Raw genomic sequence first — 22,558 nt, 5'->3', positions numbered from 1 at the left:
TCTAGCAAGGCTGGACTGTTCCTGCTTTGTGCGCGCGCTGGGTGCGGGCGGTCCTGTCCATGTTTCGCGTGCGCAATGGCCGTTCACGCAACGGGAAGGGCAAGGCGTGCAGGATCATTTACGTTTCCTACAGTGCCTGCCGCCTGCCATGACCACGACTGGTCAAATCGACGCGTGTGATCGCTTCATCCAGCAATCGGTACCGCCACTTGTCGTCCTGCGTTTTGGTGTAATCTTTGTGTAAACTTCCACAGGGGATGATGGTCCGCAGCCCCTTCCCAAACCAGGCCGCAGAGGGCAGGGAACAAAGCATGATTGCAAAACTCACCGGCAGGCTGGACGAAACGGGCGCGGACTGGGCGGTGATCGATGTCGGCGGAGTGGGCTATCTGGTCCACTGCTCGGCCCGCACGCTGCACGCACTGGGCGCGGCGGGGGAGGCGTGCACGCTCTACACCGACCTGCAGGTGAGCGAGAACGACATGCGCCTGCTCGGCTTTGCGGAAAGCGGAGAACGCGACTGGTTCCGCCTGCTGACCGGGGTGCAGGGTGTGGGCAGCAAGGTGGCGCTGGCGATCCTCTCCGCGCTCACCACCGGCGAACTGCGCGACGCCTGCGGGCGCGGCGATGCGGCGAGCGTGGCGAGAGCGCAGGGCGTAGGGCCGAAGCTGGCAGGGCGGATCGTCAACGAGTTGAAGGACAAGGCGGGGGCGATGCCGGGTTCGGGCGCGGCTGGCGGCGGCTTCGGCGGCGGCGCGGTGTCGCCAGCGGGCGGAGCGAGTGCCGACGCGGTGAGCGCCTTGCAGAACCTCGGCTTCAAACCCGGCGTTGCCGCGCTCGCCGTCGCCCGCGCGCAGGAGGAACTGGGCGAAGGCGCGAGCGAGGGCGAACTGATCCGTGTGGCTTTGAAGAGGGCGGCGGGGTGACTCAAGAAATTGAAAAAATACGCGCGAAAAGCGAGGAACTAAAAAGCCGTATGAGGGGCTTGCGTGCCAGCTTTTCGGAAGTTCAAGCCGATCGAGCTTCTGGGTCTCAATCAGAGGGTTTGGGAACTAGCCTCAAAGAGATTTTATTGCTCTTGGAAGAGGTAGAGAAGGAGGCAGCCGCAGTTGATTCTCAGTTGATAGAGATCGAGGACACGTTCGAAAGGGCTCGTCCGACATTAAACAAGATCGCCGATGACAACAAGAATGATGGCGAGATTTGGGAACGATGGCTCATGGCTTCCTCGCTCTCTGTCAACTCTGCTGCGGCAGTGTTTGTCCTCCAATCGGAGAAATTTGATCAAAGGTCTCAAGCCTTCGCCGCGTTATGGTTTTTGGCAGGAATCGCCGTGGCGCTGATATTCGGCGCTTTGAGGAGTGCTGCCAGTCGGAAGTATTTTCTATCCCACTTGTACTCCGAGTCAGATGCTAGCGACCTGTTTGCACTTATCTCAAATGCAGATAAGCGAAGGGCTGAAGCGGCAAAGGATGCGAAGCAATTAGGGGCGGCTGCGTTCATTTTTCGCGATCTGTCATTTCTCTGTTTTCTCGTGGGGTCGATGATCGTGGTTGAGGGCTTCCTATGACCCCCAACCCCGATCTAACCCCGGCGCGCCAGCCCGACGACCCGGACGCCGCCCTGCGCCCGAAGACGCTGCGCGAATTCGTCGGGCAGGCGGCGGCGAAGGATAATCTGGCGGTGTTTATCGAGGCCGCGCGCGGGCGCGGCGAATCGATGGATCATGTGCTGTTCTTCGGCCCGCCAGGACTCGGCAAGACCACGCTGGCGCAGATCGTCGCGCGCGAACTCGGCGTCGGATTCCGTGCCACCTCCGGCCCGGTGATCGCCAAGGCGGGCGATCTGGCCGCGCTGCTGACCAATCTTGAACCCAACGACGTGCTGTTCATCGACGAGATCCACCGGCTCAATCCGGTGGTCGAGGAAATCCTCTACCCGGCGATGGAAGATCGCGCGCTCGATATCATCATCGGCGAGGGGCCGTCGGCGCGTTCTGTTCGCATCGACCTGCCGCCGTTTACGCTGGTCGGCGCGACCACCCGGCAGGGGCTGCTGACCACACCGCTGCGCGACCGGTTCGGCATTCCGGTGCGGCTGGTGTTCTACACGCAGGACGAACTGACTGAAGTGGTGACGCGCGGGGCGCGGCTGCTGGGGATGCCGCTTGATCCGACCGGCGCGGGCGAGATTGCCCGGCGTTCGCGCGGCACGCCGCGCGTCGCCGGGCGGCTGCTGCGGCGGGTGCGCGACTTTGCCCAGGTGCGCGGCGCGGGGGCGGTGACTGCGGCGATTGCCGACGAGGCGCTGACCCGGCTGGAGATCGATTCGCTCGGGCTCGATGCGATGGACCGGCGATATCTCACCATGATCGCCACCACCTACAAGGGCGGCCCGGTGGGAGTGGAAACGCTCGCCGCCGGACTCGCCGAACCGCGCGATACGGTGGAGGAGGTGATCGAGCCCTACCTGATCCAGCTCGGTCTGCTCGCCCGCACCGCGCGCGGCCGCTGCCTCAACGAGGGCGGATGGAATCACCTCGGGCTGGCGGCTCCGCAGGCCCCTCAGGGCGGATTGTTCGACACCAACACTGATGGCGCGAAATAGCGTTTCGCGTTTACAATTGCTTCACGCCGAGGCCCGTTTCGGTTCCATAGTGGGACAACCCGCCGCAGTGGCCCGGAAAACCGCCATTTTTCTCGGCCCGGCCGCGCGAAAACATGGTTAATGCCATTGCCGGGAAAGGTTTTGCGCGTCTCTTTGGCAGGAACCGGAAAAGGCCGTCGGCACCATTGAGGGTGTTGCAGGCCCGTTCCGCCGAACAAAGAGAGATTACGCATGTCGGTACGCATGGCCATTGCGAAACTGAGCGTCGCTGCCGCTGGCGGGGCAATCATCGGCGGGGGCGCGGTCCACACCGCCGAGCCGCAGACCTCGGTCGTCCGCTACAAGTCGGACGATCAGGAAGCGGGTAGCGGCGAGCTGATCGACGTGAAGACCGACGGGCCGATTGCTCATCGAGAAATCCCTGCGCGGCCGCGCGAGCAGCGCCGCCTGCGCCGCACGATCGAACGCGAATGCTGCGAGGAAGCGGAAGATTACGAGCTGGCAGGCGTGCCACTTGCACTGCCGCCGCTGCCCAGCGCTCCGGTGCGCGGCGGCGGTGGTGGCCAGTCGGTGATCGTCGGCGGTTCGGGTGGCTTCGGCGGCGGCTTCGGGGGCGGCTTTTTCGGCGGATTCGGCGGCGGCGGTGGTGGCGGTAGCGCCAGCGCGGTCGTCGATCTGAGCACGACCACCACCACATCGACTTCGGGGAGCAGCGGCACCACCGGGATCATCATCGATATCGACAACAGCTCGACCGGTTCCTCGACCTCGAGCTCGACCTCAGGCGGTTCGACCTCCACCTCCGGCGGATCGACCAGCACCTCGACTTCGGGCGGCTCGACATCGACTTCGGGCGATGTCAGCAGCTCGTCGGGCACGATCACCAGCACCAGTTCGACTTCGACCGGCGGGCTGACCAGCACCACCACGACTTCTTCGGGCACGGTCACTTCGACCAGCTCGACGTCAGGCGACGTTTCCAGCTCAACTTCGGGCGATGTATCGAGTTCGACGTCGACTTCGGGAGACGTCTCCAGTTCGACCAGCACTTCGACCTCGGGCGATGTGACCAGCTCAACGAGCACCTCGACGTCGACTTCGGGTGATATCACCAGTTCGACCAGCACCTCGACATCCAGCTCGACCAGTACGTCCACCTCGACGTCGGGTGATGTATCCACTTCGGGCACCAGCGGAACGTCGGGAACGTCCGGAACCAGTGGCACAACGGGTACGCCCGTCCCGGCTCCGGGAATGCTGCTGCTGTTCGGCGCGGGCGCGGGCGCAGTGTTCCTGCGCCGCCGTCGCGGCAAGATCCAGAACGGCCAGGATACCGGAAAAGTCTAACAGCGGCTCCGGTTACCACGGGAAAGGGCGGTCCGAGCGGGCCGTCCTTTCTCCTTCTGGCAAGCCAAATCGCCGGGCGGCTATCCGCGCATCAAGCCGCCAGCTTCCGCAGCACGTAATGCAGGATTCCGCCGTTGCGGTAATACTCCATCTCGTTGGCGGTATCGATCCGGCACTGCGCGGTGAAGGTGAAGGTGCTGCCGTCGGCACGGGTCACCTCCACTTCCACATCCTGCTGCGGTACCAAGGCATCCAGTCCCCTGACGGAGAAGCTGCAATCGCCCGTCAGACCCAGCGTCTGGCGTGTATCGCCATCGCGGAACTGTAGCGGCAGCACGCCCATGCCGATCAGGTTCGAACGGTGGATGCGCTCGAAGCTTTCCACGATCACAGCGCGCACGCCGAGCAGCACGGTGCCCTTGGCTGCCCAGTCGCGGCTCGAGCCGGTGCCGTATTCCTTGCCGCCGATAACCACCAGCGGGGTGCCGTCGGCCTTGTGCTTCATCGCCGCGTCGTAGATCGGCATCGCCTCGCCATGATAGGACGTGATGCCGCCTTCGATCCCCGGCACCATTTCGTTCTTGATGCGGATGTTGGCGAAAGTGCCGCGCATCATCACTTCATGGTTGCCGCGCCGCGAGCCATAGGAATTGAACTCGCGCTTGGGCACCTGATGGTCGAGCAGGTAGGCACCGGCAGGCGAATCCTCCTTGATCGAACCGGCGGGGCTGATGTGATCGGTGGTTACACTGTCACCCAGCACCGCGAGCGGCTTCGCGTCCACAATGTCCTCAACCGGCGCAGGCTCCATGCCCATGCCCTCGAAGTAGGGCGGGTTGGCGACATAGGTGCTGGCAGGGTTCCAGTTGTAGGTGTCACTCGCTTCCACGCTGATCGCCTGCCAGTGTTCGTCGCCCTTGTAGACGTCGGCATAGCGGTTGACGAACATCGAGCGGTCGATGTTGGCGGCGCGGTGTTCGGCGATTTCGAGGTTGCTCGGCCAGATATCGGCCAACATCACGTCCTTGCCCTGCTGGTCCTGCCCGATCGGGGTGGTGGTGATGTCCTGCGTCACCGTGCCCTTCAGCGCATAGGCCACCACCAGCGGCGGGCTGGCGAGGAAATTGGCGCGCACGTCGGGGCTGACCCGGCCTTCGAAATTGCGGTTGCCCGACAGCACCGAGGCGGCGACCAGATCGTTGCCGTTGATCGCGTTGGAGATCGGCGGTGCCAGCGGGCCCGAATTGCCGATGCAGGTGGTGCAGCCGTAGCCGACCAGATCGAAGCCGAGCGCATCGAGATCGGTCTGCAGGCCGGACTTGACGAGGTAGTCGGTCACCACCTGCGATCCGGGGGCGAGGCTGGTCTTGACCCACGGCTTGGGCTTCAGCCCGCGCGCGTTGGCCTTCTTCGCCACCAGCCCGGCGGCGATCAGCACGTCGGGGTTGGAGGTGTTGGTGCAGCTGGTGATGGCGGCGATCACCACGTCGCCGTCGCCGACATCGTGATTGGCGCCTTCTACCGGCACGCGCTTGGCGGCGGACTTGCCGTAGACCGACTTCAGTTCCGAATTGAACAGTTCGTCCACCTCGGGCAGCGCCACCTTGTCCTGCGGCCGCTTGGGCCCGGCGAGGCTGGGGACGACGCTCGCCATGTCGAGCTGCAGCGTGCTGGTGAACACCGGCTCGTTCTCCGGCGTGAACCACAGGCCCTGCTCGCGCGAATAGGCTTCCACCAGCGCGATCGTATCCTCGTCCCGCCCAGTCAGGCGCAGATAGTCGAGCGTCTTGTCGTCGATGCCGAAGAAGCCGCAGGTGGCGCCGTATTCGGGCGCCATGTTGGCGATGGTGGCGCGGTCCGCCAGGCTGAGGTTGGACACGCCGGGGCCGTAGAATTCCACGAACCGGCCGACCACGCCGTGCGCGCGGAGCATCTGCACAGCTGTCAGCACCAGATCGGTGGCGGTCACACCTTCGCCGAGCGCACCGTCGAGCCGGAAGCCGACCACTTCGGGGATCAGCATCGAGACCGGCTGGCCGAGCATCGCCGCCTCCGCCTCGATCCCGCCGACGCCCCAGCCGAGCACGCCGAGGCCGTTGATCATCGTGGTGTGACTGTCGGTGCCGACGCAGGTGTCGGGATAGGCTACCAGTTCGCCGTTCTGGTCTTCCGACGACCACACGCCGCGGCCGATATATTCGAGGTTCACCTGATGGCAGATGCCGGTGCCCGGCGGCACGGCGGTGAAATTGCGCAGGCTCTTGGCGCCCCACTTGAGGAAGTCGTAGCGCTCCGCATTGCGCTCGTACTCCAGCGCCATGTTGTTCTCGAACGCCTTGGGGTGGCCGAATTCGTCGACCATCACCGAATGGTCGATCACCAGGTTGACCGGCACCAGCGGGTTGATCTTGGCGGTATCGCCGCCCAGCTTGCCGATGGCATCGCGCATCGCCGCCAGATCGACCACGCAGGGCACGCCGGTGAAATCCTGCAACAGCACACGCGCGGGACGGTACTGGATTTCCTCGCCGGTGGTGGGGTTCTGCTGCCAGTCGACGATCGCGCGGACGTGCTCCTCGCCCACGGTGAAGCCATTGTCTTCGAACCGCAGCATGTTTTCGAGCAGCACCTTCAGTGAATGCGGCAGGCGGCTGACGTCGCCGAACTTCTCGGCAGCGGCTTCGAGCGAATAATAGGCGTAACTTGTGCCGTTTACATCGAGCGTCTTGCGGGTTCCGAGCGAATTGGCGCCGACCTGAGTCATGGACAGGATTTCCTCCAAAAGAGTTGCGTAAGCGGCCCATCGGGTGCGAGGGAGAGGCCGGATTTGGGGGCGAACTGCGCGTTTGGCTGCGGCTCGTCAAGGGGCGGGACCGATATTGGCGGTCGAGGTAACTTTGTTGTTCGTTGGCGCAACGGAAGGATAGGTAATGGCACTCGGGAAACCGGCGCGGGTCAGGCCGCCGCTCAACGTACTGGCGATGCTCACTGCGCTGGTGTTGGCGGCATTCCTCGGCGCGGCAGCGGGGCTGGTGTGGCAAAGCGCCGACTGGTTCAGCGAGGAGCCGGAAGAAGAGGTGCTGACCGGCGAGGCTGGTGCCGATTAGTTGAGCGATGCGGGTTCTATGCGCCGCTTGGGCGTGGCGATCCAGCAGGCGGCTACGATCACTGCGACGCCCACCAGCGTGGTCAGCGTGACTTCTTCGGCAAACAGCATCCAGCCGAACAGCGCCGCCCAGAGAAAGCCGGTATATTCCACTGGCACCAGCACCTGCGCCTCGGCGCGGGCATAGGCCCAGGCAATCATCATCGAGGCGGCCACCGTGAGCAGCGCCGACACGCCGATAAGTTCCAGCGCTTCCCTGCCGGGCATCGCGAAGAAGAACGGCGCAGCAACCAATTGCGCCAGACCGCCGACGCCCGAGTGAAAGGTCGCCACTTCCAGCGGCCCCGCCACCTGCGATTGCTTGCGGATCAGCACGAAATTGTAGGCATAGAGCAGCGCCGAGAGGAGCAGCGAGGCGAGTCCCCACGCCGTTCCCTCGTCGAAATCGCTACGCCCCAACCGTCCGCTGACTATCACCAGCGTCCCGGCAAAGCCCAGCAGTGAAGCCCAGATGGCGGTAGGGGCGATTTTCTCCCCGAGCAGCAGGTGCGCCAGATAGAGCGCCAGCAGCGGCGCGACGAAGCTGATGGCGATGGCTTCGGCCAGTGGCAGCTTGGTCAGCGCATAGAAGAAGCACAGCGCCATCACCGCCGAGACCACGCCGCGTTCCAGATGCAGTTTGAGCACCGGCAATTGCGGCCAGGCATAGCCGCTGGCCAGCCATACTGGCGCCACGAGTCCTGCCGCGATCAGCGAACGCAGCAGCGAAGCGGTATAAACACCCGCTTCCAGCGAAGCGCCTTTCATCAGCGCGTCCATCAGCGAAAGTAGCGCCACCCCCGCAATTGCGGCGAGAAACGGCAGGAGCAGGCGCTGCGGATTATCCATCGCGCGCCCTGTAGGGAGGCTTGGCGGGCGCGTCACGCAGCTTTACAATGGGCACAGCTTACGGTTCAGGCGCGCGAAAGCGGCTGCGCTTGATAGAGTGAATTGAAGTCGGCACAGTCCGCCGATGATTATGGTTAACAGGAACCCGATTCTGATGCGTTTCGTCGGCCTTTTCGGCGCACTTGCCACGACTGCGATACTGACCGCCACCGGGGCCGCGCAGACGGTACAGGCGCAGGATGTTCTCGCGCAGGAGGATGCCGCCCCGGTCACCCAGAATCCGCGCACTTTTGCGCAGGAATTCGCCCAGCCAGATCCGCGCCAGCCGGCGGTCCAGCAGTGGTCGGTCGAGGCGGCGAGTGCGCTGGCCGATTTTGTCGAGCGGATCGGCACCGAAGGCCTCGATCCCGACGATTACCGCCCGGACCTGCTGCGCGAAGAAATCGCCCGCGGACCGGGCGATGCGCTCAATAACCGCGCCAGCGGCGTGTTCACCTGGCTGGTCGAGGACCTTCGTGACGGGCGCACGCCGATGGCGGCGCGTCGCCAATGGTTTGTGGTCGATCCCGACGCGGACCTGATGCCTGCCCGCGACCTGATGGCCGAGGCGCTGGCAAGCGGCGATGTCGCCCGCGTGCTTGCTTCGCTCAATCCCACCCATCCCGACTATGCCGCGCTGCGCGAAGCGCTGGCGGATACCCCGCAGGCCAACACTTCGCGCCGCCGCCTGATCCGCGCAAACATGGATCGCTGGCGCTGGCTGGCGCGCGATCTGGGCGGGCAATACCTCATCACCAACGTGCCTGAATATCAGCTGCGGCTGACGGTGAACAACCAGATCATCCGGACCTATCGCACGATCGTCGGTGCGCCGGGCCGCACCGCCACCCCGCAGCTCGCGGAAACCGTTGAAGGGGTGATTTTCAACCCGACCTGGACAGTGCCGCAGAGCATCGTGCGCGGCGAGGGGCTCGGCAACCGGGTGCTCAACAATCCGACATGGGCGCGCGCAAACGGCTACACCGCCACCCGCGGCGCGAACGGCTGGATCAGCGTGGTGCAGCAGCCGGGACCGAACAATTCGCTCGGCATGATGAAGCTCGACATGCCCAACGAACACGCGATTTTCCTCCACGATACCCCCGCGCGCAACCTGTTCGCCAGCGAGAACCGCGCGCGAAGCCACGGCTGCATTCGCGTCGAGCGGGCGCTGGAACTGGCGATGACGGTGGCGATCCTCGGCGGCGGGGCTACGCGGGACGAAGCGGTGGAGATCAGCACCAGCGGTGAATACACGCGGGTGCCGGTCGAACGGACGATGCCGGTCTACATCACCTATTTTACCATGGGCGTGGATATCGATGGCGCCCTGCGCGGCTTCGACGACATTTACGACCGCGATGCCCCGGTGCTGGCCGCGCTCGAAGCTCCCCGCGTGGGTAACCGCGCGCGTGAAAGCGATGAGGAAGTTATCGAGATTGTCGATGACGCGCGGACGGTTGTTGGCTGACGCCTGATTATTCGGAGACGGTTTCAGCCAGCGCCGGATTGGCCTCGGCATAGAGTTGCGCCAGTTCCTCCGCGCCACGGGCCTCTTCGGTAGCGAAGCGGGCGCGATTTTCCGCGGCGAAGGCTTCGAAATCGACCGGCTGCTGGCTGGGGATTGCCACTTCCGCGCCGTCTTCGCCGATCCCCAACCTCTCGGCATAGAGCAACCGCCCGCCCATCAGCCGGGTCAGCGCCTGCGGGAAAGCCTCCGGCCCGAAGGCGAAACAACCGTTCGAACGCCCCAGCCGCCCCCAGCGCGCCACGTGATCGGGCGTAGCATAGCTCGCTGCGTGCATCACGATCGCGCGAGGAAAGGCCTCTGAATTGTCGGGATCAAGTCCGCCCAATCGCACTGAAGTTCCATAACGGCCCGTATACCATTCCCAGCTGATATAGGCGCCCTTGCTGGTCGCCCAGCTGTCATGCAGGTTGGAGAAGCCATTCAGCCAGCCGTCGTGCTCAGGGTCGGACCCGCTGCCATGCGCCACCAGCACCGAATCCACCCGGCCCGCCAGCAGATCGACGAAATGGAAGCGCGGCAGGCTGGAATGCAGGCCGAAATCGGCGATTCCTACCACATCGCGGTGCCACAGGGCATGGGTGTTGCGCGCCACTTCGCGCGCCGCCACCTCGAGCAGGCGACGGCTGCGCGGATCGGGGGCGGCCTGCGCGAAGACACGCGCAGGCGTCGCAAGTGCGGCCCCGGCGGCCAATGACGTGGCGAGCGAACTGGCGAGAAGCTGGCGGCGGTTCATTGCTGGCAATATTGCACCCATTGCCTGAACATTGTCCATACGCTGAGGGAAAATCAGCCCTTCAGCAGCTCGATCGCCGCAAGGCTGGCCGCCACATAGGCACCATTGTCATGCCGGTGGGTGCCGACGAAATGGACGAAGGCCGCGTCTGGCTCCCAGTCCTCGTTCCAGTAGTTCAGGTAGCGCGCATAGGGCAGCAGCACCGGGCTGGGTTCGTTGGCCACGTGGAAATTGCTGGCGATCTGTTCGGTGCCCCAAGTCGCCATCTGCTCTTCGCCGACCAGCCCCGCCATCTGATTGAGGAAAGCCGCAGCAAGGCTGCGCCCCGGACCCCCGGCGGCAAACCCGGCGAAGCCTGCGCAACCGCGCACATAGCGCCAGCCGGGCTTGTCGATCAGGCCCATGCGGCTCTCGATCTGAGTCTGGATATGCCCGTCCTGCGGGCCGTCGGGATAGGCTGCGGCTGAAAACGCTCGCAGGTCCAGCGGCAGCCCTTCGGCATCGCCCCCGCCGAGCAGGGTGAAGCTGCGGTTGGTCGCCAGCGCCTGCGCCAGTTCGGGCACCGGGCCGAGCGTCACCGTGTCGCTGTCGAGCTGGATCCAGTATTCGCCGCCGCGATGGTCGAGGATCGTCAGGAACCGCTCCCAGCAGCCGCCCTGCGGGAACGGGCCGCGCTCGACCTGCGCCAGCGAAAAGAACTGCGGATCGCCGCAATGGTGGGCAAGGATCGCGCGGTCCTGCGCGGTCAGCGTGCCGTCATCAAGGATCGCCACGCGCCCGCGCTGGAGGTGGTGCCAAAGGCTCTTCACCGCCACGAGATAGGGCAGCAGTACGGCCGTGCCGATCATCGAGAACAGTACCACGCCATCCGCCTTCGGCACGATCGGCGGGGTGGTCAGCACGCCCGCAATCGCCTCGGCATGGCGGTTGGCGTCCAGCTTGCTGCGCCAGCGGCGCGGGAGGAGGCTGCTCATGTTCATGGCATTGCGCCCTAGTTTTCCAGCACCATGCGATCGCCTTCGATCTGCACCTGCCGCACCGAGGAAAGGAAGGACTGGCCGAGCAGCGAAATGCCCAGACCCTCCGGGATGATCATCGCCTCGACATCGCGCGCTTCGAAATTGCCGACCGAGACATACGCTAGCCGGGTATGCACGCCATAGACCGGGCCGCTGGCTCCCTGCGCCACCGGTGCAACGGCGGAGGGATCCCATGTCAGCCCCATCGCGGCGGCATCGTCCCCGGTCAGCGCGACCACGCTGGCCCCGGTATCGACCAGCATCCGCGTCGGCACGCCATCGACGGTAACGTCGGCGTAGAAATGCCCGTCCCGCTCGCGGTCCAGCGTGACTTCCTCGGCCCAGGTATCGGGCGCTTCTGCGCCGCTGAGCACCGCCAGGCTATCGCTTGCTTCGCCTTGACTGCGGTCGGTTGCAGTCGCGGGCGATCCCTCACTCGCCGTGATCGTCGGCATGGCCAGCCCGACGAGGCCGCCGGTCACCAGCACGGCGGCAAGGGGAATGCGCAGATCCATGCGCGGGAGCGTAGCTGCTGGCGCCTTAAGCCTCGGTAAAGAGAGCGGCGGCCTTTTGTAGCGCGGCAAGCTTCGCATCGGGGAAGGCCATCGCCAGCATCGAGCAGGCGTGGCGCGCGGCGACTTCGCGCGGGTCCGCCCCATATCCGCCGCCCAGCGCGCTGGCGAGCGGCAGACCGCGCTGGCGGGCTTGAGCCAGGAGATAACGATCGCGCGCGACCAATCCGGCATCGGTGAGCGCCAGCCGCCCCAGCCGGTCGTCGCCGTGCGGGTCCACCCCTGCCTGATAGAGCACGATGTCGGGCGCGAAGTCGTCGAGCACGCGCGGTAGGTGCGCGGCGAGTGCATCGAGATAGGCGGCATCCCCCGTCCCGTCGGGCAGCGCGACGTCGAGCGAGGAGCGGGCCTTGCGCGCCGGGAAATTCTTCTCCGCGTGCAGCGACAGGGTAAAAACGTCTTCACGCCCTCCCATCAGGCTGGCGGTGCCATCACCCTGGTGCACGTCGCAATCGACGATCAGCACGCGGCGCGCATCGCCTTCGGCCAGCAGGCGATTGGCGGTGACGGCGAGATCGTTGAACACGCAATAGCCTGCGCCGGTGTCGTTCAGCGCATGGTGGCTGCCCGCCGCGCTGTTGGCGGCATAGCCGTGCTGCATGGCCAGCTTGGCCGCCAGCCAGGTGCCGCCGTTGGTGTGCTGGACGCGGGCAGAGATCGCCGGAGTGACCGGAAAGCCGATCCGCCGCTCCTTGTCGGGCGGCACGCTGGCGGTCAGCACTTGCTCGACGTAATCAGGACAATGCACCGCCTCCAGCCACAGGCGCGGCATTGGGGAAGGGGCGTGTTCGGTGATCGCGAAGCCGCTCTGGCGCAGCGCCTCCATCACCAGATAGTACTTGTCGAACCGGAAGGTGCCGCGTTCCGGAGGCGGGGCCATGTAGTCGGCGTGGTGGACGACGTGGAGCACGGCGGTGATTGATAGCTATTGCGCGATCTCGATGCCTTCCACCGGCTCGATCACGTTCGCGGGGCGGTGCGCCAGTTCCACCAGTTCGGCGTAGATCGCGTCCTCGCTGCGGCTGGCGGCGTTGCGCCAGGTGGTGGCGCTGTCGGCGTTGACCAGCGTACCTTCGGGAGTGACCACCAGCAGGTTCGGGGTGCCGGGCAGTTCCTCCAGCCCGAACCGGCGAGCAATGTGGAAATTGTGCCCGTCCCCGGTCTGCGGCAGGCCCACGTTGACGAAGACCAGCTCGTAGTGCTCGGCAATCAGGCTCTGGAACCGCTCGGTTCCCAGCCATCCCGCGAGCGCGCGACTGTCGTGGCACCAGTTGGCGCCCATCACCAGCAGCAGGCGGGTATCGTCCCGCGCGGCCTTGGTGAGCGCGGCATCGACTTCGCCCATCGGATCAGCGGTGACGGCGAAAGAACTCGCTTCGGGATAGCTGGGACTATGCGCCGCTTCGGGCGCGGTGGTGGCACAGCCGGCGAGGGCGAGCGCGAAGCCCGCCAGCAACAGGGTTCGCACTATTCCGCCGCCACTGCTGGCTCTTGGGCGTGCGGATCGAAAGCCGTCGATGTGCCTGCCTCGATCTCGGCCGCCTTGGCTTCCACCAGCGCCACGATGTGATCGAGCATGGCCTCGCTTTCGACATGATGATCGGTGACGCCCGACAGATAGACCATATGCTTGCCCGCGCCGCCGCCGGTGATGCCGATGTCGGTCTCGCGCGCTTCACCCGGCCCGTTGACCACGCATCCCAATACCGAAAGGCTCATCGGCGTCTTGATATGCTCCAGCCGCGCTTCGAGCGCTTCGACGGTGCGGATCACGTCGAACCCCTGCCGCGAGCAGGACGGGCAGGACACTACCCGCACTCCGCGCGTGCGCAGGCCCAGCGACTTGAGGATTTCGAAGCCGACCTTCACTTCGCGCTCCGGCTCTGCCGAAAGGCTGACGCGGATCGTGTCGCCGATCCCTGCCCACAGCAGGTTGCCGATGCCGATGGCGCTTTTCACCGTGCCGCCGATCAGCCCGCCCGCTTCGGTGATGCCGAGGTGCAGCGGGCAATCGACCGTTTCGGCCAGTTGCATATAGGCGGCTACGGCGAGGAACACGTCGGAGGCTTTCACCGCCACCTTGAACTCGTGGAAGTCGTGGTCCTGCAACAGCTTGATATGATCGAGCGCAGACTCGACCAGTGCGTCGGGGCAGGGCTCGCCGTATTTTTCCAGCAGGTCGCGTTCGAGGCTCCCCGCGTTCACGCCGATGCGGATGGCGCAGCCGTTGGCCTTGGCCGCGCGGACCACTTCGGCGACCCGTTCGGACGAGCCGATATTGCCCGGATTGATTCGCAGGCAGGCCGCGCCCTTGTCCGCAGCTTCGAGCGCGCGTTTGTAATGGAAATGGATGTCGGCAACGATCGGCACCTTGGCGGCGCGGGTGATCTGGTCGAAATGCGCGGTCGATTCCTCGGTCGGGCAGGACACGCGGATGATATCCGCCCCGGCTTCCTCGCAGCGCCGGATCTGGTCAATGGTGGCGCCAACGTCCTCGGTCGGGGTGTTGGTCATGGTCTGCACCGTGATCGGCGCGTCGCCACCCACGGGGACATTTCCCAGCATGATCTGGCGGGATTGGCGGCGCTCGATCATGCGCCAGGGGCGAATTCGGGAAATGGCGTCTGCTGACATGATGCACGATATAGGCCAGCGCGTGTGAAGGAGCAATGACAGGCGAAGCGTGAAGCGCTAGGCCAGCCAAACTGGATCGATTGGCAGGGAACACAGGCACCATGGAAGGTCACGGGGGCGGGGAAATGCTGCGCGACGCGTTGCTGATGCTCGGCTTTGCGCTTATCGCGGTGCTCGCCTTCCGCCGCGCTGGCCTTGGGGCGACGCTGGGCTATCTGGTGGCTGGCGCGCTGCTCGGGCCGCAAGTGCTGGGGCTGGTGGGCAATGCCGAGGAAATGGCGACCTTTGCCGAACTCGGCATCGTGATGCTGCTGTTCGTGGTCGGGCTCGAACTGAGTCCTACACGGTTGTGGCGAATGAAGGGGCTGATCTTCGGGCTGGGGCTGGCGCAGGTGGTCGCCTGCGGGCTGGCGGTGACCGCCACTATTCTGGCGCTGACGGGCTACACGACCGCCGCCGCGCTCGCCATCGGCCTGCCGCTGGGCCTGTCCTCCACCGCGCAGGTGCTGCCGATGCTGCAATCGGCGGGGCGGCTTCGCACGCCGTTTGGGGAGAAAGCGTTCGGCATCCTGCTGTTCCAGGACCTCTCGATCATCCCGCTGCTCACCATCATCGCTGCGATGAGCCGCAATCCGGCAGCGGAGGAAGGCCCGGCGGGCTGGTTGCTCGGCCTGATTACGCTGGGCGCGATCATCGGGCTGATCCTCGCGGGGCGGCTGCTGATCCGCCCGCTGTTCCGGCTGATCGGCGGACTGGGGGAGCGCGAGCTGTTCGTGGTCGCTGCGCTGTTCACCGTCTTGGCGAGTGCGGCCGTGATGCAGGCGCTCGGCCTCTCGCCCGCGCTGGGGGCTTTCATCGCCGGGGTCATGCTGGCCGATACGCCCTACCGGCACGAGCTGGAAGCGGATATCGAGCCGTTCCGCTCGATCCTGCTGGGCCTGTTCTTCGTGGCCGTGGGGATGATGCTCGATCTGGGCGCCGTGGCCGAGCGGCCCGGCTTTGTGATCGGCTTTGCCGCGTTGTTGATCGTGGTCAAGACCGCGATCATTACGGGGCTGGGGCTGCTGATGAAAATGCGCTGGCGTGCCGCGCTGGCGCTGGGCTTGTTGCTCAGCCAGGGCGGCGAATTCGCCTTTGTGCTCTACACCACGGCGCAGAGCGCGTTGCTGATCGAGCAGGAATCGGCGAGTATTTTCGGCGCCATCGTTACCCTGTCGATGGCCGCCACCCCGTTCCTGATGCTGATAACGCGGCGGATCCGGCAAGAGCCTGTGGACGAAAGTGCCACGCGCGCCGAACCCGTGGCCGAGGGCGCCAGCGCGGTTGTGATCGGCTACGGCAGGTTCGGCCAAGGGGTTGCCAACATCCTGCTTGCGGGAGGAATCTCGCTGACCGTTATCGACCGCAAGGCGGAGCAGATCGACCTCGCCGAAGCCTTCGGCAGCAAGGTTTACTATGGCGATGGCATGCGGCTGGACCTGCTACGGCAGGCAGGTGCCGGTGATGCGCAACTGATCATGTTCTGCGCCGATGTGGTGCCGGATGCTGACCTGATCGCTTCGGTGCACGAGGCATTTCCGCGGGCATTCATTTATGTCCGCGGCTTTGATCGGCGATCGATCATTTCGCTGGCGCAAAGCCCGGCAGAATATGTCGTGCGCGAAGTGAATGAGTCCGCGATCCGCATGGCCCTGATGGCGCTGGCGAAACTTGGCCTCAGTCAGGAAGACATCGACCGGGCCGAAGCAACCTATCGCAAGAACGATCACGAAAGGATGCGGCTCCAGATCGATGGCGGGGATATCTACGCCGCGCAGGAAATGACCCGCGAACAGCAGCGGGCACTTCGCGGGGAGAGCTAGGCGCGGCTCGCGCTTTCAAGCAGGAACTGCTGCGACGCCACCACCGGCAGCGGGCGCGAGTAGAGATAGCCCTGGCCGCAATCGACGCCGAGCTTCTTCATCACCCGCGCTTCGTGCTCGGTCTCGATCCCTTCGGCCACCAGCGTGCAGCCGATCTCGCGCGCCAGTTGCACCAGCGCCGCCGTCATCGCCTTGCGCGCCGGGTCGGCTTCGATCCCGCGGGTCAGCACCATGTCCATCTTGAGGATGTCGGGTTGCAGGTCGACAATGTGGCGCAGGCCGGAATAGCCGGTGCCGACATCGTCGATGGCAATCCGGGCGTAGGCCTTCAATGCAGTAATCTCGCGCGCCAGCTCTTCGAAATCGTCCACTTGGCAATGCTCGGTGATCTCGACCACCAGGTTCCTCAACTCGACGGTTTCGAGCAATTCGCGCAGCACGCCCGAGGCCACTGTCTGCGGCGAGACGTTGATGGTGGCGTAGATGCCATCCGGAATATGCCCCAGCGAATCGAGCGCACAGCGCACCGCGGTCATTTCCAGTTCCTTGCCAAGGCCGACCAGCTCGGCATCGTCGAACCAGGCATCGGGACCTCGTTTGGTGAGATCGGGGAAGCGTGACAGGCATTCGACGCCGACCGCCTTGCCGGTGGCGAGCGAAATGATCGGCTGCTGGAAAGTGGAAACGCCGTGCCCGTCGAGCATCGATTCGACCCGCTTGCGCGCTTCCATGTTGCGCATCTCGCCTTCGAGCGAGCTTTCGATCCGTTCGGCAGCCAGCCCGGCGAAGCTCTTCAGGATCAGCAGATCGCGTTCGTTCATCGTCCGGTCCGGCTTACGGCCGAGCGCGCAGAAACTGCCCCAGACGGTGCCGTCAGACAGCCGCAACGGGGTATTGATATGGCAGCCGACGGGCAGAAAATCGGTGATCGCCAGCGTCTTCGTCAGCGGGAAATCGGCCGGGTCCTGAATCAGTTCGGGCAGGCGGCCATTGAGGATGTGCCAGCAATAGCCCGCTTCGCGCGCATCGCGGAAGCCGGGGCCCATCGGCAGGTCGAGATCGGTGCTCACATGGGTTAGTTCGCGCTGCTCGCCCTCGACATAGCGGGCGACAAAAGCGATCTCGACCCCCAGATGCCCGCGCACTGCGGTGAGGATGCGTTCAATCCCGGCGTCGCGCACCAGTTCGTCGGAGAGCGGGCGGGCGGGTGCCTCGAAGTCGGGCAGTTGCAATGCGGCTTGGGCCATGCGCGCCTTGTGCCGCAAATAGCCTAAAACGAGCTTAACCGCGTTTTGGCGCGCCTAAAGACGCAACTCGTAGAGCAATTCCTCGTCGCGCTGCTCGCCGACCCAGAAGTCGATATCGGCGATCTTGGCGAAACCGTACCGCTGGTAGAACCGCTGCGCGCCGAAGTTTTCGGCCCAGACCGACAGTTGCACGGCATCGCAGCCGCGCGCCCGCGCCTCTGCCAGCGCCCAGTCCATCAATGCGGCGCCGATGCCCTGGCCGACGCGCGCGGGATCGGTATAGAGCTGACCCAAGGCGATGGGCCGGGCGGCGTCCGAATGTTCGGCATACCAGCTTGGCTGGCGCAGCTTGATGAAGCCGGTGAGTGCGCCGCTTGCCGGATCGCACGCCAGCCGGTGGGTGATCGTCGGGTCGGCAATCTCGCTCGCGACTACTTCCACTGCATATACCTCGGCCAGAAAGGCGCTGAGGTCATCCGGCCGATACAGATGGGCAAAGGCGGCGCAGAAGCTCTCCCTCCCCAGCCGGGCCAGCGGCTCCGCATCTTCGGGCAAGGCAGCGCGCAGCAGCATCAGGAGAACTTGTCCTTCTTGCGCTTGCCGAACCGCATCCCGCTTTCCAGGTGCCCGCGCAGTGCGGCGTAGAAGGCTTCGAGGAATTCGCGCTCGTCCCCCCGGCCCAGCGTCCAGCCGATCTTGTTGGTGATCGCTTCGGCGACATCGCGCATCGCTTCGGGCTGGTTCTGCCGCAGCACGTTTTCGAGCACCTGCAACTCGTGCTCCCCATAGACGGCCAGCTCGGCATCACCGAACTTGTACTGCGTGCGGCGATCAGGGGCGAGTGACATGGCGTTCTTCAGCTTGGCCGAGCGGGCCTCGACCACCCAGGTGCCCGCCACCAGATCGCCGGCGCGCAGGTTGTCCTTGTTGAAGAAGGGGAACAGCACGAATACCGCCAGCCAGATAAAGGCGGCCAGCCCCGCCACCCCCGCCTGCTCGCCGCCGCCGAGCAGGAAGAACAGCGGGATGAATACCTCGACATCGCGCACCAGATTGCGGGCGATTACCATTTCCGCCGTCAGTCGCCCACCGTCGCGCGCCGCAACGCGCAGGCCGAGCAGCCGCTTGCCGGGTGTCGCCGCGCGCGGGCCGAGTTCGAACCACATGAAATAGCCGTACCGGGCAAGGAACATCAGCATGATGATCAGCACGATTACCAGTTCGAGCGCCGGGGTCGGCTCTTCCATCGCTGCCAGATCGAGCAGGCCGATGCCGACAGCGGCAAGGATCAGGAAGAACACGATCACGCCGATGGCGATGAACATGATATCGAGCAGCAGCGCGCCCGCGCGATTGCCCCGGCTGCCCACTGTCAGCGGCAGGGCAAGGCCTTCGGGCGTGACCAGCATCCGGTCCCGCTTGCCCGCTTCGCGCCGTGCCAGATAGGTCACCGCGTTCACGTTTCGCTCTCCCGCGGAGCCTTGGCGAAGGCGAAGTAGAAGATCCACAGCGCCAGCATGGTGCCGCCGATGGCGAAGCGCGCGCCGATATCGCCCACCAACTGGCGGGCATAGCCTTCCAGCAATCCCGCAACGATGAGCATGATCGTGCAGCCCGCCATCACCTGCGCCGAGCGCACGCCGGCGCTCTGCAGCGCGGCAAGAATGGCGCGTTCACCGGGAAAGGCCATCGTCCGCCCGACGTGCAGCCCTGCCGCACCCGCGAGCAGGATCGCGCCGAGTTCGGTCGTGCCGTGGACCGAAAGCCAGGCAGCGAATTCCCAGCCCAGCCCGGCATCGGCAAACACCCACAGCATCGCCCCGAGCAGTGCCATGTTGTACACCAGCAGCAGCAGCGTCGGCACGCCGAAGGCAAAGCCCAGCGCGAAGGCCATGATGGCAACGCCGGTGTTGTTCGAGAATAGCGAGGCGGCAAACACGGTCAGCCCTTCGCCGCTGTCGGTGCTGGCAAGCGTTTCTTCCAGCACTTCGCGGGGCGCTCCGGGCACGCGCCCGCCGGCCATGCCGCCGGGAACGAGAGCAAAGAACCACTCGCGATCCTGCGCCACCAGCAGCCAGCCCACCACTGTCCCCGCCACCATCACCGCCAGCGATATGCAGATGTCGAGCCAGATCGCCCGCACCGCAGCGCTCCAACCGCCGCCGAAGAACCGCCGCAGCCAGCCGAACAGGCCCACGCGCGGGCCGTAGATCTGGAACCAGGCGCGCCGTACCAGCGCTTCGAGATAGTCGAGCGCGGCGGCATCGAGCGACGTCTCGCGCGCTACCGCGAGGCTGGACGCGGCCTTGCGGTAGAGTACCGGCAATTCGAGCAGGTCGTGATCGCTGATCCTGCCGGGTCGCCCCTTTTCCAGCGCGGTGACAATGGCATCGAGCCGCTGCCAATCGACTTCGCGCTCGAGCCGGAAGCGGTCGGAACGCAGCGATGCCGCCTCGATATCGGCGGGAGGTTCGATTTCGGCAGATTTGAAGAGGGAAAGGGCCATTGGGCTAAGCTCCCTTCTTCGTCATTGCGAGGAGCCGTAGGCGACGCGGCAATCCAGTCCCGCCGCCTGCGTGTGGAAACGACCGGTGGGACTGGATTGCTTCGCTTCGCTCGCAATGACGATGGTTCTGCATCAACCGATCGCCTCCGAACGCTTCTTTTCTAGGTAGAGATCGATCAACCGATATCCGATCGCATCGTGCGGCGCTTCGATCACGTTCACCCCCAGCCGCCGCAGCCGTTGCAGCACCAGCGCCCGTTGCCGCGCCAGCGAATCGGCGCTGACGGCGACGGCGATATCACCCATGCTTTCGGGCTCGGTGGCGGCGAGGTCTTCCAGTTCACTGTCCACCATCGTGACGAAGATCACCAGATGGTGACGCACCAGCCGCTCTACGCTTTCGACCATCAGTTCCGCAGAGGTCGGATCGGCGAAGTCGGAGAACAGCACGATCAGCGAACGGCGTTTCAGGCGGGCAGTGAGCGTGGCCAACGCAAGCGTGAAATTGGGTTCGCGCGGCACGTAATCCATTTCGGCGGCGGCGCTTTGCAGGCGGTGGAAAGCGCGGGTATCGGTGACGAACGGCGTCATCAATTGCGGGTGGTCGGCAAAGCCGAACAGGCTCACCCGGTCCCCGCCCTTGAGCGCGACATAGGCGGCAGTGAGCGCGGCGGAGACCGCGCGGTCGATACGCGGCAGGCCGTCCACCGGTTCGCACATTGACTGGCCGCAATCGAAGGCGAAGACGAGCTGGTTGTCGCGCTCGGCCTCGTTCTCGCGCGCATAAAGCTTGGTGTGGCGAGCGCTGGCCTTCCAGTCGATCCGGCGGCGGTCCATTCCCGCCTCGTACTCGCTCAGCGCTTCGAACTGGGTACCCTCGCCGCGAATCCGCCGAGCGACCAGGCCGAACTGGCTGTCGCGCAGGAAGGCCTGCAAAACCGGGGAGCGGACGGGCGAGAGATCGGGCCAGACGCGGATTTGCGCGCTCAGCGGCGTGTGGAACTGCCGCACCGCCAGCCCCAGCGGCCCCGCCCAGCGCAGCCAGAGATCGTGCAGGTCGCCCGTCCCGCGCCGTACTGGCACGGCATTGCCGCTGCCAGAGAAGTGGTTGGCCTCGCCTGTGGGCTTGAGCCGGAAGGTGGTCACGCCCCGGTCCCCCAGCCGTGGTTCGAACCCGATCGACACCTCGGGCGGCGCGGCATCGCTGTCCCGCTCGATCACGACATCGACCCGGAGCTTGGCGGGCTGGCCGACTTCGACATCGGCAGGCACGTAATAGGCGAAACTCACCTTCTTTCCCGCCAGCCAGCCGTCCAGCACCGCCACCGCCAGTAAGGCCAGCGCCGCAGCAGGGGCGACGATCCACGCACCCGGCGCGGTTGCCGCCACCACCACCGCCAGCGGGGCGAGCAGGGTCAGCAGCACCAGCGTGCGCCCGGTGGGCACAATTGGGATGGGAGGCAGCTTTGCCAGCAAGGCGCGCAAGCGGTTCACGCGGTCAGCACCATGTCATCGGGGCGCCTCGGTCTCGTCGATCATCGCGCTGACGAGGTCCTCGACCAGCTTGCCTTCGATCTCGGCGGCGGGGGATAGCAGCAGGCGGTGGCGCAGTGTGGCAGTGGCGAGTGCCTTGACGTCGTCCGGAATCACATAGCCGCGCCCGTGCAGCGCGGCGCGAGCGCGCGCGGCATTGGCGAGCAGCACGGCAGCGCGAGGGGAAGCGCCGCTGGCGATATCGGCGCTGGTCCGCGTGGCGCGCACCAGCCGCACGCAATATTCGATCACTTCCTGTGACAGCGTCACGCTTTTCACCGCCGCCTGCGCCGCACCGAGCATTTCGTGCGAGGCGACCTGCGCAATCCCGAAATCGGCGGGCTTCTGCGGCCCGCTGCGGTCGCCGAAGCGCTGCACGATGCGCGCCTCTTCCTCGGAGCTGGGGTATGGCACCAGTAGCTTGAACGCGAAGCGATCAAGCTGTGCTTCGGGCAGGGGATAGACACCCTGGTTCTCGATCGGGTTCTGCGTGGCAACCACCATGAAGGTATCGCCCAGCGTGTGCGTTTCCCCGTCGAGCGTCACCCGGCGTTCCTGCATCGCTTCGAGCAGCGCCGCCTGGGTCTTGGGCGGAGTGCGGTTAATCTCGTCCGCCAGCAGCAGTTCGCAGAAGATCGGTCCGCGCGTCAGGGTGAACTGGCTGGTCTGGAAGTTGAACAGGTTGGAACCGAGAATGTCGCCCGGCAGCAGGTCCGGCGTGAACTGGATCCGCCCGAAATCGAGGCCCGTGGCATGGGCGAAGCAGTTGGCGAGGAACGTCTTGGCGGTGCCCGGCGGGCCTTCGAGCAGCACGTGGCCCTGCGCCATCAGCGCGATCAGCAGGTGCTCGATGGTCTGGTCCATGCCGACAATCGCCTTGCTGACTTCCAGCCGGATCGTGCCCGCCAGTTGCGCGGTCTGTTCCAGGGTCATG

21 protein-coding genes are annotated in these 22,558 nt (G+C 65.3%); 7 read left to right on the top strand and 14 right to left on the bottom strand.

The window, feature by feature from the left end; all coding sequences use genetic code 11:
* The first annotated feature begins 311 nt into the window (after positions 1–311).
* The 4 genes from ruvA to JY451_05640 all read left to right on the top strand — a co-directional run bounded on the left by ruvA (position 312) and on the right by JY451_05640 (position 3,954).
* A complete protein-coding gene (gene ruvA, locus JY451_05655) occupies positions 312–926 on the top strand; it encodes a Holliday junction branch migration protein RuvA (protein ID QZH76046.1) in 615 nt (204 codons plus the stop codon).
* Entirely contained in the window at positions 923–1,570 is a 648-nt protein-coding gene (locus JY451_05650; GenBank protein ID QZH76045.1) for a hypothetical protein, read from the top strand. The genes ruvA and JY451_05650 overlap by 4 nt, the downstream gene beginning before the upstream one ends.
* Positions 1,567–2,607, top strand: a complete 1,041-nt coding sequence (gene ruvB, locus JY451_05645; protein ID QZH76044.1) for a Holliday junction branch migration DNA helicase RuvB — start codon at positions 1,567–1,569, stop codon at positions 2,605–2,607. Before JY451_05650 ends, ruvB begins: the two co-directional genes overlap by 4 nt.
* Positions 2,608–2,838: 231 nt before the next feature.
* Positions 2,839–3,954, top strand: a complete 1,116-nt coding sequence (locus JY451_05640; GenBank protein ID QZH76043.1) for a PEP-CTERM sorting domain-containing protein — start codon at positions 2,839–2,841, stop codon at positions 3,952–3,954.
* Positions 3,955–4,045: 91 nt separating this feature from the next.
* Here the strand turns inward: JY451_05640 and acnA are convergent, their stop codons facing one another.
* On the bottom strand, positions 4,046–6,718 hold the full coding sequence (acnA, locus tag JY451_05635; protein QZH76042.1) for an aconitate hydratase AcnA: 2,673 nt from the start codon (positions 6,716–6,718) through the stop codon (positions 4,046–4,048).
* Between the two features lie 166 nt (positions 6,719–6,884).
* On the opposite strand from acnA, the gene JY451_05630 reads away from it, so the two are divergent.
* The gene (locus tag JY451_05630; GenBank protein QZH76041.1) at positions 6,885–7,061 is read left to right on the top strand and encodes a hypothetical protein; all 177 of its coding nucleotides are present in this window, start codon (positions 6,885–6,887) and stop codon (positions 7,059–7,061) included.
* Here JY451_05630 and JY451_05625 read toward each other — a convergent pair.
* Entirely contained in the window at positions 7,058–7,948 is an 891-nt protein-coding gene (locus JY451_05625) for a DMT family transporter (GenBank protein ID QZH76040.1), read from the bottom strand. The genes JY451_05630 and JY451_05625 overlap by 4 nt on opposite strands.
* Positions 7,949–8,072: 124 nt before the next feature.
* Between JY451_05625 and JY451_05620 the strand changes: the two genes are divergently transcribed.
* Positions 8,073–9,458, top strand: coding sequence for a L,D-transpeptidase family protein (locus tag JY451_05620; protein ID QZH76039.1), 1,386 nt, complete (start codon positions 8,073–8,075; stop codon positions 9,456–9,458).
* 7 nt (positions 9,459–9,465) lie between these two features.
* Here the strand turns inward: JY451_05620 and JY451_05615 are convergent, their stop codons facing one another.
* The 6 genes from JY451_05615 to ispG all read right to left on the bottom strand — a co-directional run bounded on the left by JY451_05615 (position 9,466) and on the right by ispG (position 14,461).
* Entirely contained in the window at positions 9,466–10,251 is a 786-nt protein-coding gene (locus JY451_05615; protein ID QZH76038.1) for a murein L,D-transpeptidase catalytic domain family protein, read from the bottom strand.
* A 53-nt stretch (positions 10,252–10,304) separates the two neighbouring features.
* Positions 10,305–11,225, bottom strand: coding sequence for a hypothetical protein (locus JY451_05610; protein ID QZH76037.1), 921 nt, complete (start codon positions 11,223–11,225; stop codon positions 10,305–10,307).
* Between the two features lie 17 nt (positions 11,226–11,242).
* The gene (locus JY451_05605; GenBank protein ID QZH76588.1) at positions 11,243–11,725 is read right to left on the bottom strand and encodes a TIGR02281 family clan AA aspartic protease; all 483 of its coding nucleotides are present in this window, start codon (positions 11,723–11,725) and stop codon (positions 11,243–11,245) included.
* 85 nt (positions 11,726–11,810) lie between these two features.
* Positions 11,811–12,722 (bottom strand): histone deacetylase, encoded by a 912-nt coding sequence (locus tag JY451_05600; GenBank protein QZH76587.1) that lies wholly within the window; start codon positions 12,720–12,722, stop codon positions 11,811–11,813.
* A 45-nt stretch (positions 12,723–12,767) separates the two neighbouring features.
* Entirely contained in the window at positions 12,768–13,313 is a 546-nt protein-coding gene (locus JY451_05595; GenBank protein ID QZH76586.1) for a thioredoxin family protein, read from the bottom strand.
* Positions 13,310–14,461, bottom strand: coding sequence for a flavodoxin-dependent (E)-4-hydroxy-3-methylbut-2-enyl-diphosphate synthase (gene ispG / locus JY451_05590; GenBank protein ID QZH76585.1), 1,152 nt, complete (start codon positions 14,459–14,461; stop codon positions 13,310–13,312). Before ispG ends, JY451_05595 begins: the two co-directional genes overlap by 4 nt.
* Before the next feature lie 161 nt (positions 14,462–14,622).
* Between ispG and JY451_05585 the strand changes: the two genes are divergently transcribed.
* Entirely contained in the window at positions 14,623–16,338 is a 1,716-nt protein-coding gene (locus JY451_05585) for a cation:proton antiporter (GenBank protein ID QZH76584.1), read from the top strand.
* Here the strand turns inward: JY451_05585 and JY451_05580 are convergent.
* The 6 genes from JY451_05580 to JY451_05555 form a co-directional block, all read right to left on the bottom strand.
* On the bottom strand, positions 16,335–17,585 hold the full coding sequence (locus JY451_05580; GenBank protein ID QZH76036.1) for an EAL domain-containing protein: 1,251 nt from the start codon (positions 17,583–17,585) through the stop codon (positions 16,335–16,337). The two genes, JY451_05585 and JY451_05580, sit on opposite strands and share 4 nt — an antisense overlap.
* A 54-nt stretch (positions 17,586–17,639) precedes the next feature.
* On the bottom strand, positions 17,640–18,158 hold the full coding sequence (locus JY451_05575; GenBank protein ID QZH76035.1) for a GNAT family N-acetyltransferase: 519 nt from the start codon (positions 18,156–18,158) through the stop codon (positions 17,640–17,642).
* Positions 18,158–18,994, bottom strand: coding sequence for an RDD family protein (locus JY451_05570; GenBank protein ID QZH76583.1), 837 nt, complete (start codon positions 18,992–18,994; stop codon positions 18,158–18,160). Before JY451_05570 ends, JY451_05575 begins: the two co-directional genes overlap by 1 nt.
* A 47-nt stretch (positions 18,995–19,041) precedes the next feature.
* Complete coding sequence (locus JY451_05565; GenBank protein QZH76034.1) at positions 19,042–20,091, bottom strand: stage II sporulation protein M; 1,050 nt, start codon at positions 20,089–20,091, stop codon at positions 19,042–19,044.
* Between the two features lie 132 nt (positions 20,092–20,223).
* Entirely contained in the window at positions 20,224–21,564 is a 1,341-nt protein-coding gene (locus JY451_05560) for a DUF58 domain-containing protein (GenBank protein QZH76582.1), read from the bottom strand.
* Positions 21,565–21,600: 36 nt separating this feature from the next.
* Positions 21,601–22,557, bottom strand: coding sequence for a MoxR family ATPase (locus JY451_05555; GenBank protein QZH76581.1), 957 nt, complete (start codon positions 22,555–22,557; stop codon positions 21,601–21,603).
* Between the last annotated feature and the right edge of the window lies 1 nt (position 22,558).

The sequence above is a fragment of the Erythrobacter sp. genome (genome assembly GCA_019739335.1).
In the GTDB taxonomy this organism is placed as follows: domain Bacteria; phylum Pseudomonadota; class Alphaproteobacteria; order Sphingomonadales; family Sphingomonadaceae; genus Alteraurantiacibacter.
The sequence above is the reverse complement of the archived record's forward strand: the minus strand, read 5'-3'. Positions and strand labels throughout refer to the sequence as shown.

Excerpts from the sequence above, each read along its gene's own strand:
- ruvA (QZH76046.1), top strand. The coding sequence starts at position 312 with ATGATTGCAAAACTCACCGGCAGGCTGGACGAAACGGGCGCGGACTGG.
- ruvB (QZH76044.1), top strand. The coding sequence starts at position 1,567 with ATGACCCCCAACCCCGATCTAACCCCGGCGCGCCAGCCCGACGACCCG.
- JY451_05640 (QZH76043.1), top strand. The coding sequence starts at position 2,839 with ATGTCGGTACGCATGGCCATTGCGAAACTGAGCGTCGCTGCCGCTGGC.
- acnA (QZH76042.1), bottom strand. The coding sequence starts at position 6,718 with ATGACTCAGGTCGGCGCCAATTCGCTCGGAACCCGCAAGACGCTCGAT.
- JY451_05630 (QZH76041.1), top strand. The coding sequence starts at position 6,885 with ATGGCACTCGGGAAACCGGCGCGGGTCAGGCCGCCGCTCAACGTACTG.
- JY451_05625 (QZH76040.1), bottom strand. The coding sequence starts at position 7,948 with ATGGATAATCCGCAGCGCCTGCTCCTGCCGTTTCTCGCCGCAATTGCG.
- JY451_05620 (QZH76039.1), top strand. The coding sequence starts at position 8,073 with ATGATTATGGTTAACAGGAACCCGATTCTGATGCGTTTCGTCGGCCTT.
- JY451_05615 (QZH76038.1), bottom strand. The coding sequence starts at position 10,251 with ATGAACCGCCGCCAGCTTCTCGCCAGTTCGCTCGCCACGTCATTGGCC.
- JY451_05610 (QZH76037.1), bottom strand. The coding sequence starts at position 11,225 with ATGAGCAGCCTCCTCCCGCGCCGCTGGCGCAGCAAGCTGGACGCCAAC.
- JY451_05605 (QZH76588.1), bottom strand. The coding sequence starts at position 11,725 with ATGCCGACGATCACGGCGAGTGAGGGATCGCCCGCGACTGCAACCGAC.
- JY451_05600 (QZH76587.1), bottom strand. The coding sequence starts at position 12,722 with ATGGCCCCGCCTCCGGAACGCGGCACCTTCCGGTTCGACAAGTACTAT.
- JY451_05585 (QZH76584.1), top strand. The coding sequence starts at position 14,623 with ATGCTCGGCTTTGCGCTTATCGCGGTGCTCGCCTTCCGCCGCGCTGGC.
- JY451_05580 (QZH76036.1), bottom strand. The coding sequence starts at position 17,585 with ATGGCCCAAGCCGCATTGCAACTGCCCGACTTCGAGGCACCCGCCCGC.
- JY451_05575 (QZH76035.1), bottom strand. The coding sequence starts at position 18,158 with ATGCTGCTGCGCGCTGCCTTGCCCGAAGATGCGGAGCCGCTGGCCCGG.
- JY451_05570 (QZH76583.1), bottom strand. The coding sequence starts at position 18,994 with ATGCTGGTCACGCCCGAAGGCCTTGCCCTGCCGCTGACAGTGGGCAGC.
- JY451_05565 (QZH76034.1), bottom strand. The coding sequence starts at position 20,091 with ATGGCCCTTTCCCTCTTCAAATCTGCCGAAATCGAACCTCCCGCCGAT.
- JY451_05555 (QZH76581.1), bottom strand. The coding sequence starts at position 22,557 with ATGACCCTGGAACAGACCGCGCAACTGGCGGGCACGATCCGGCTGGAA.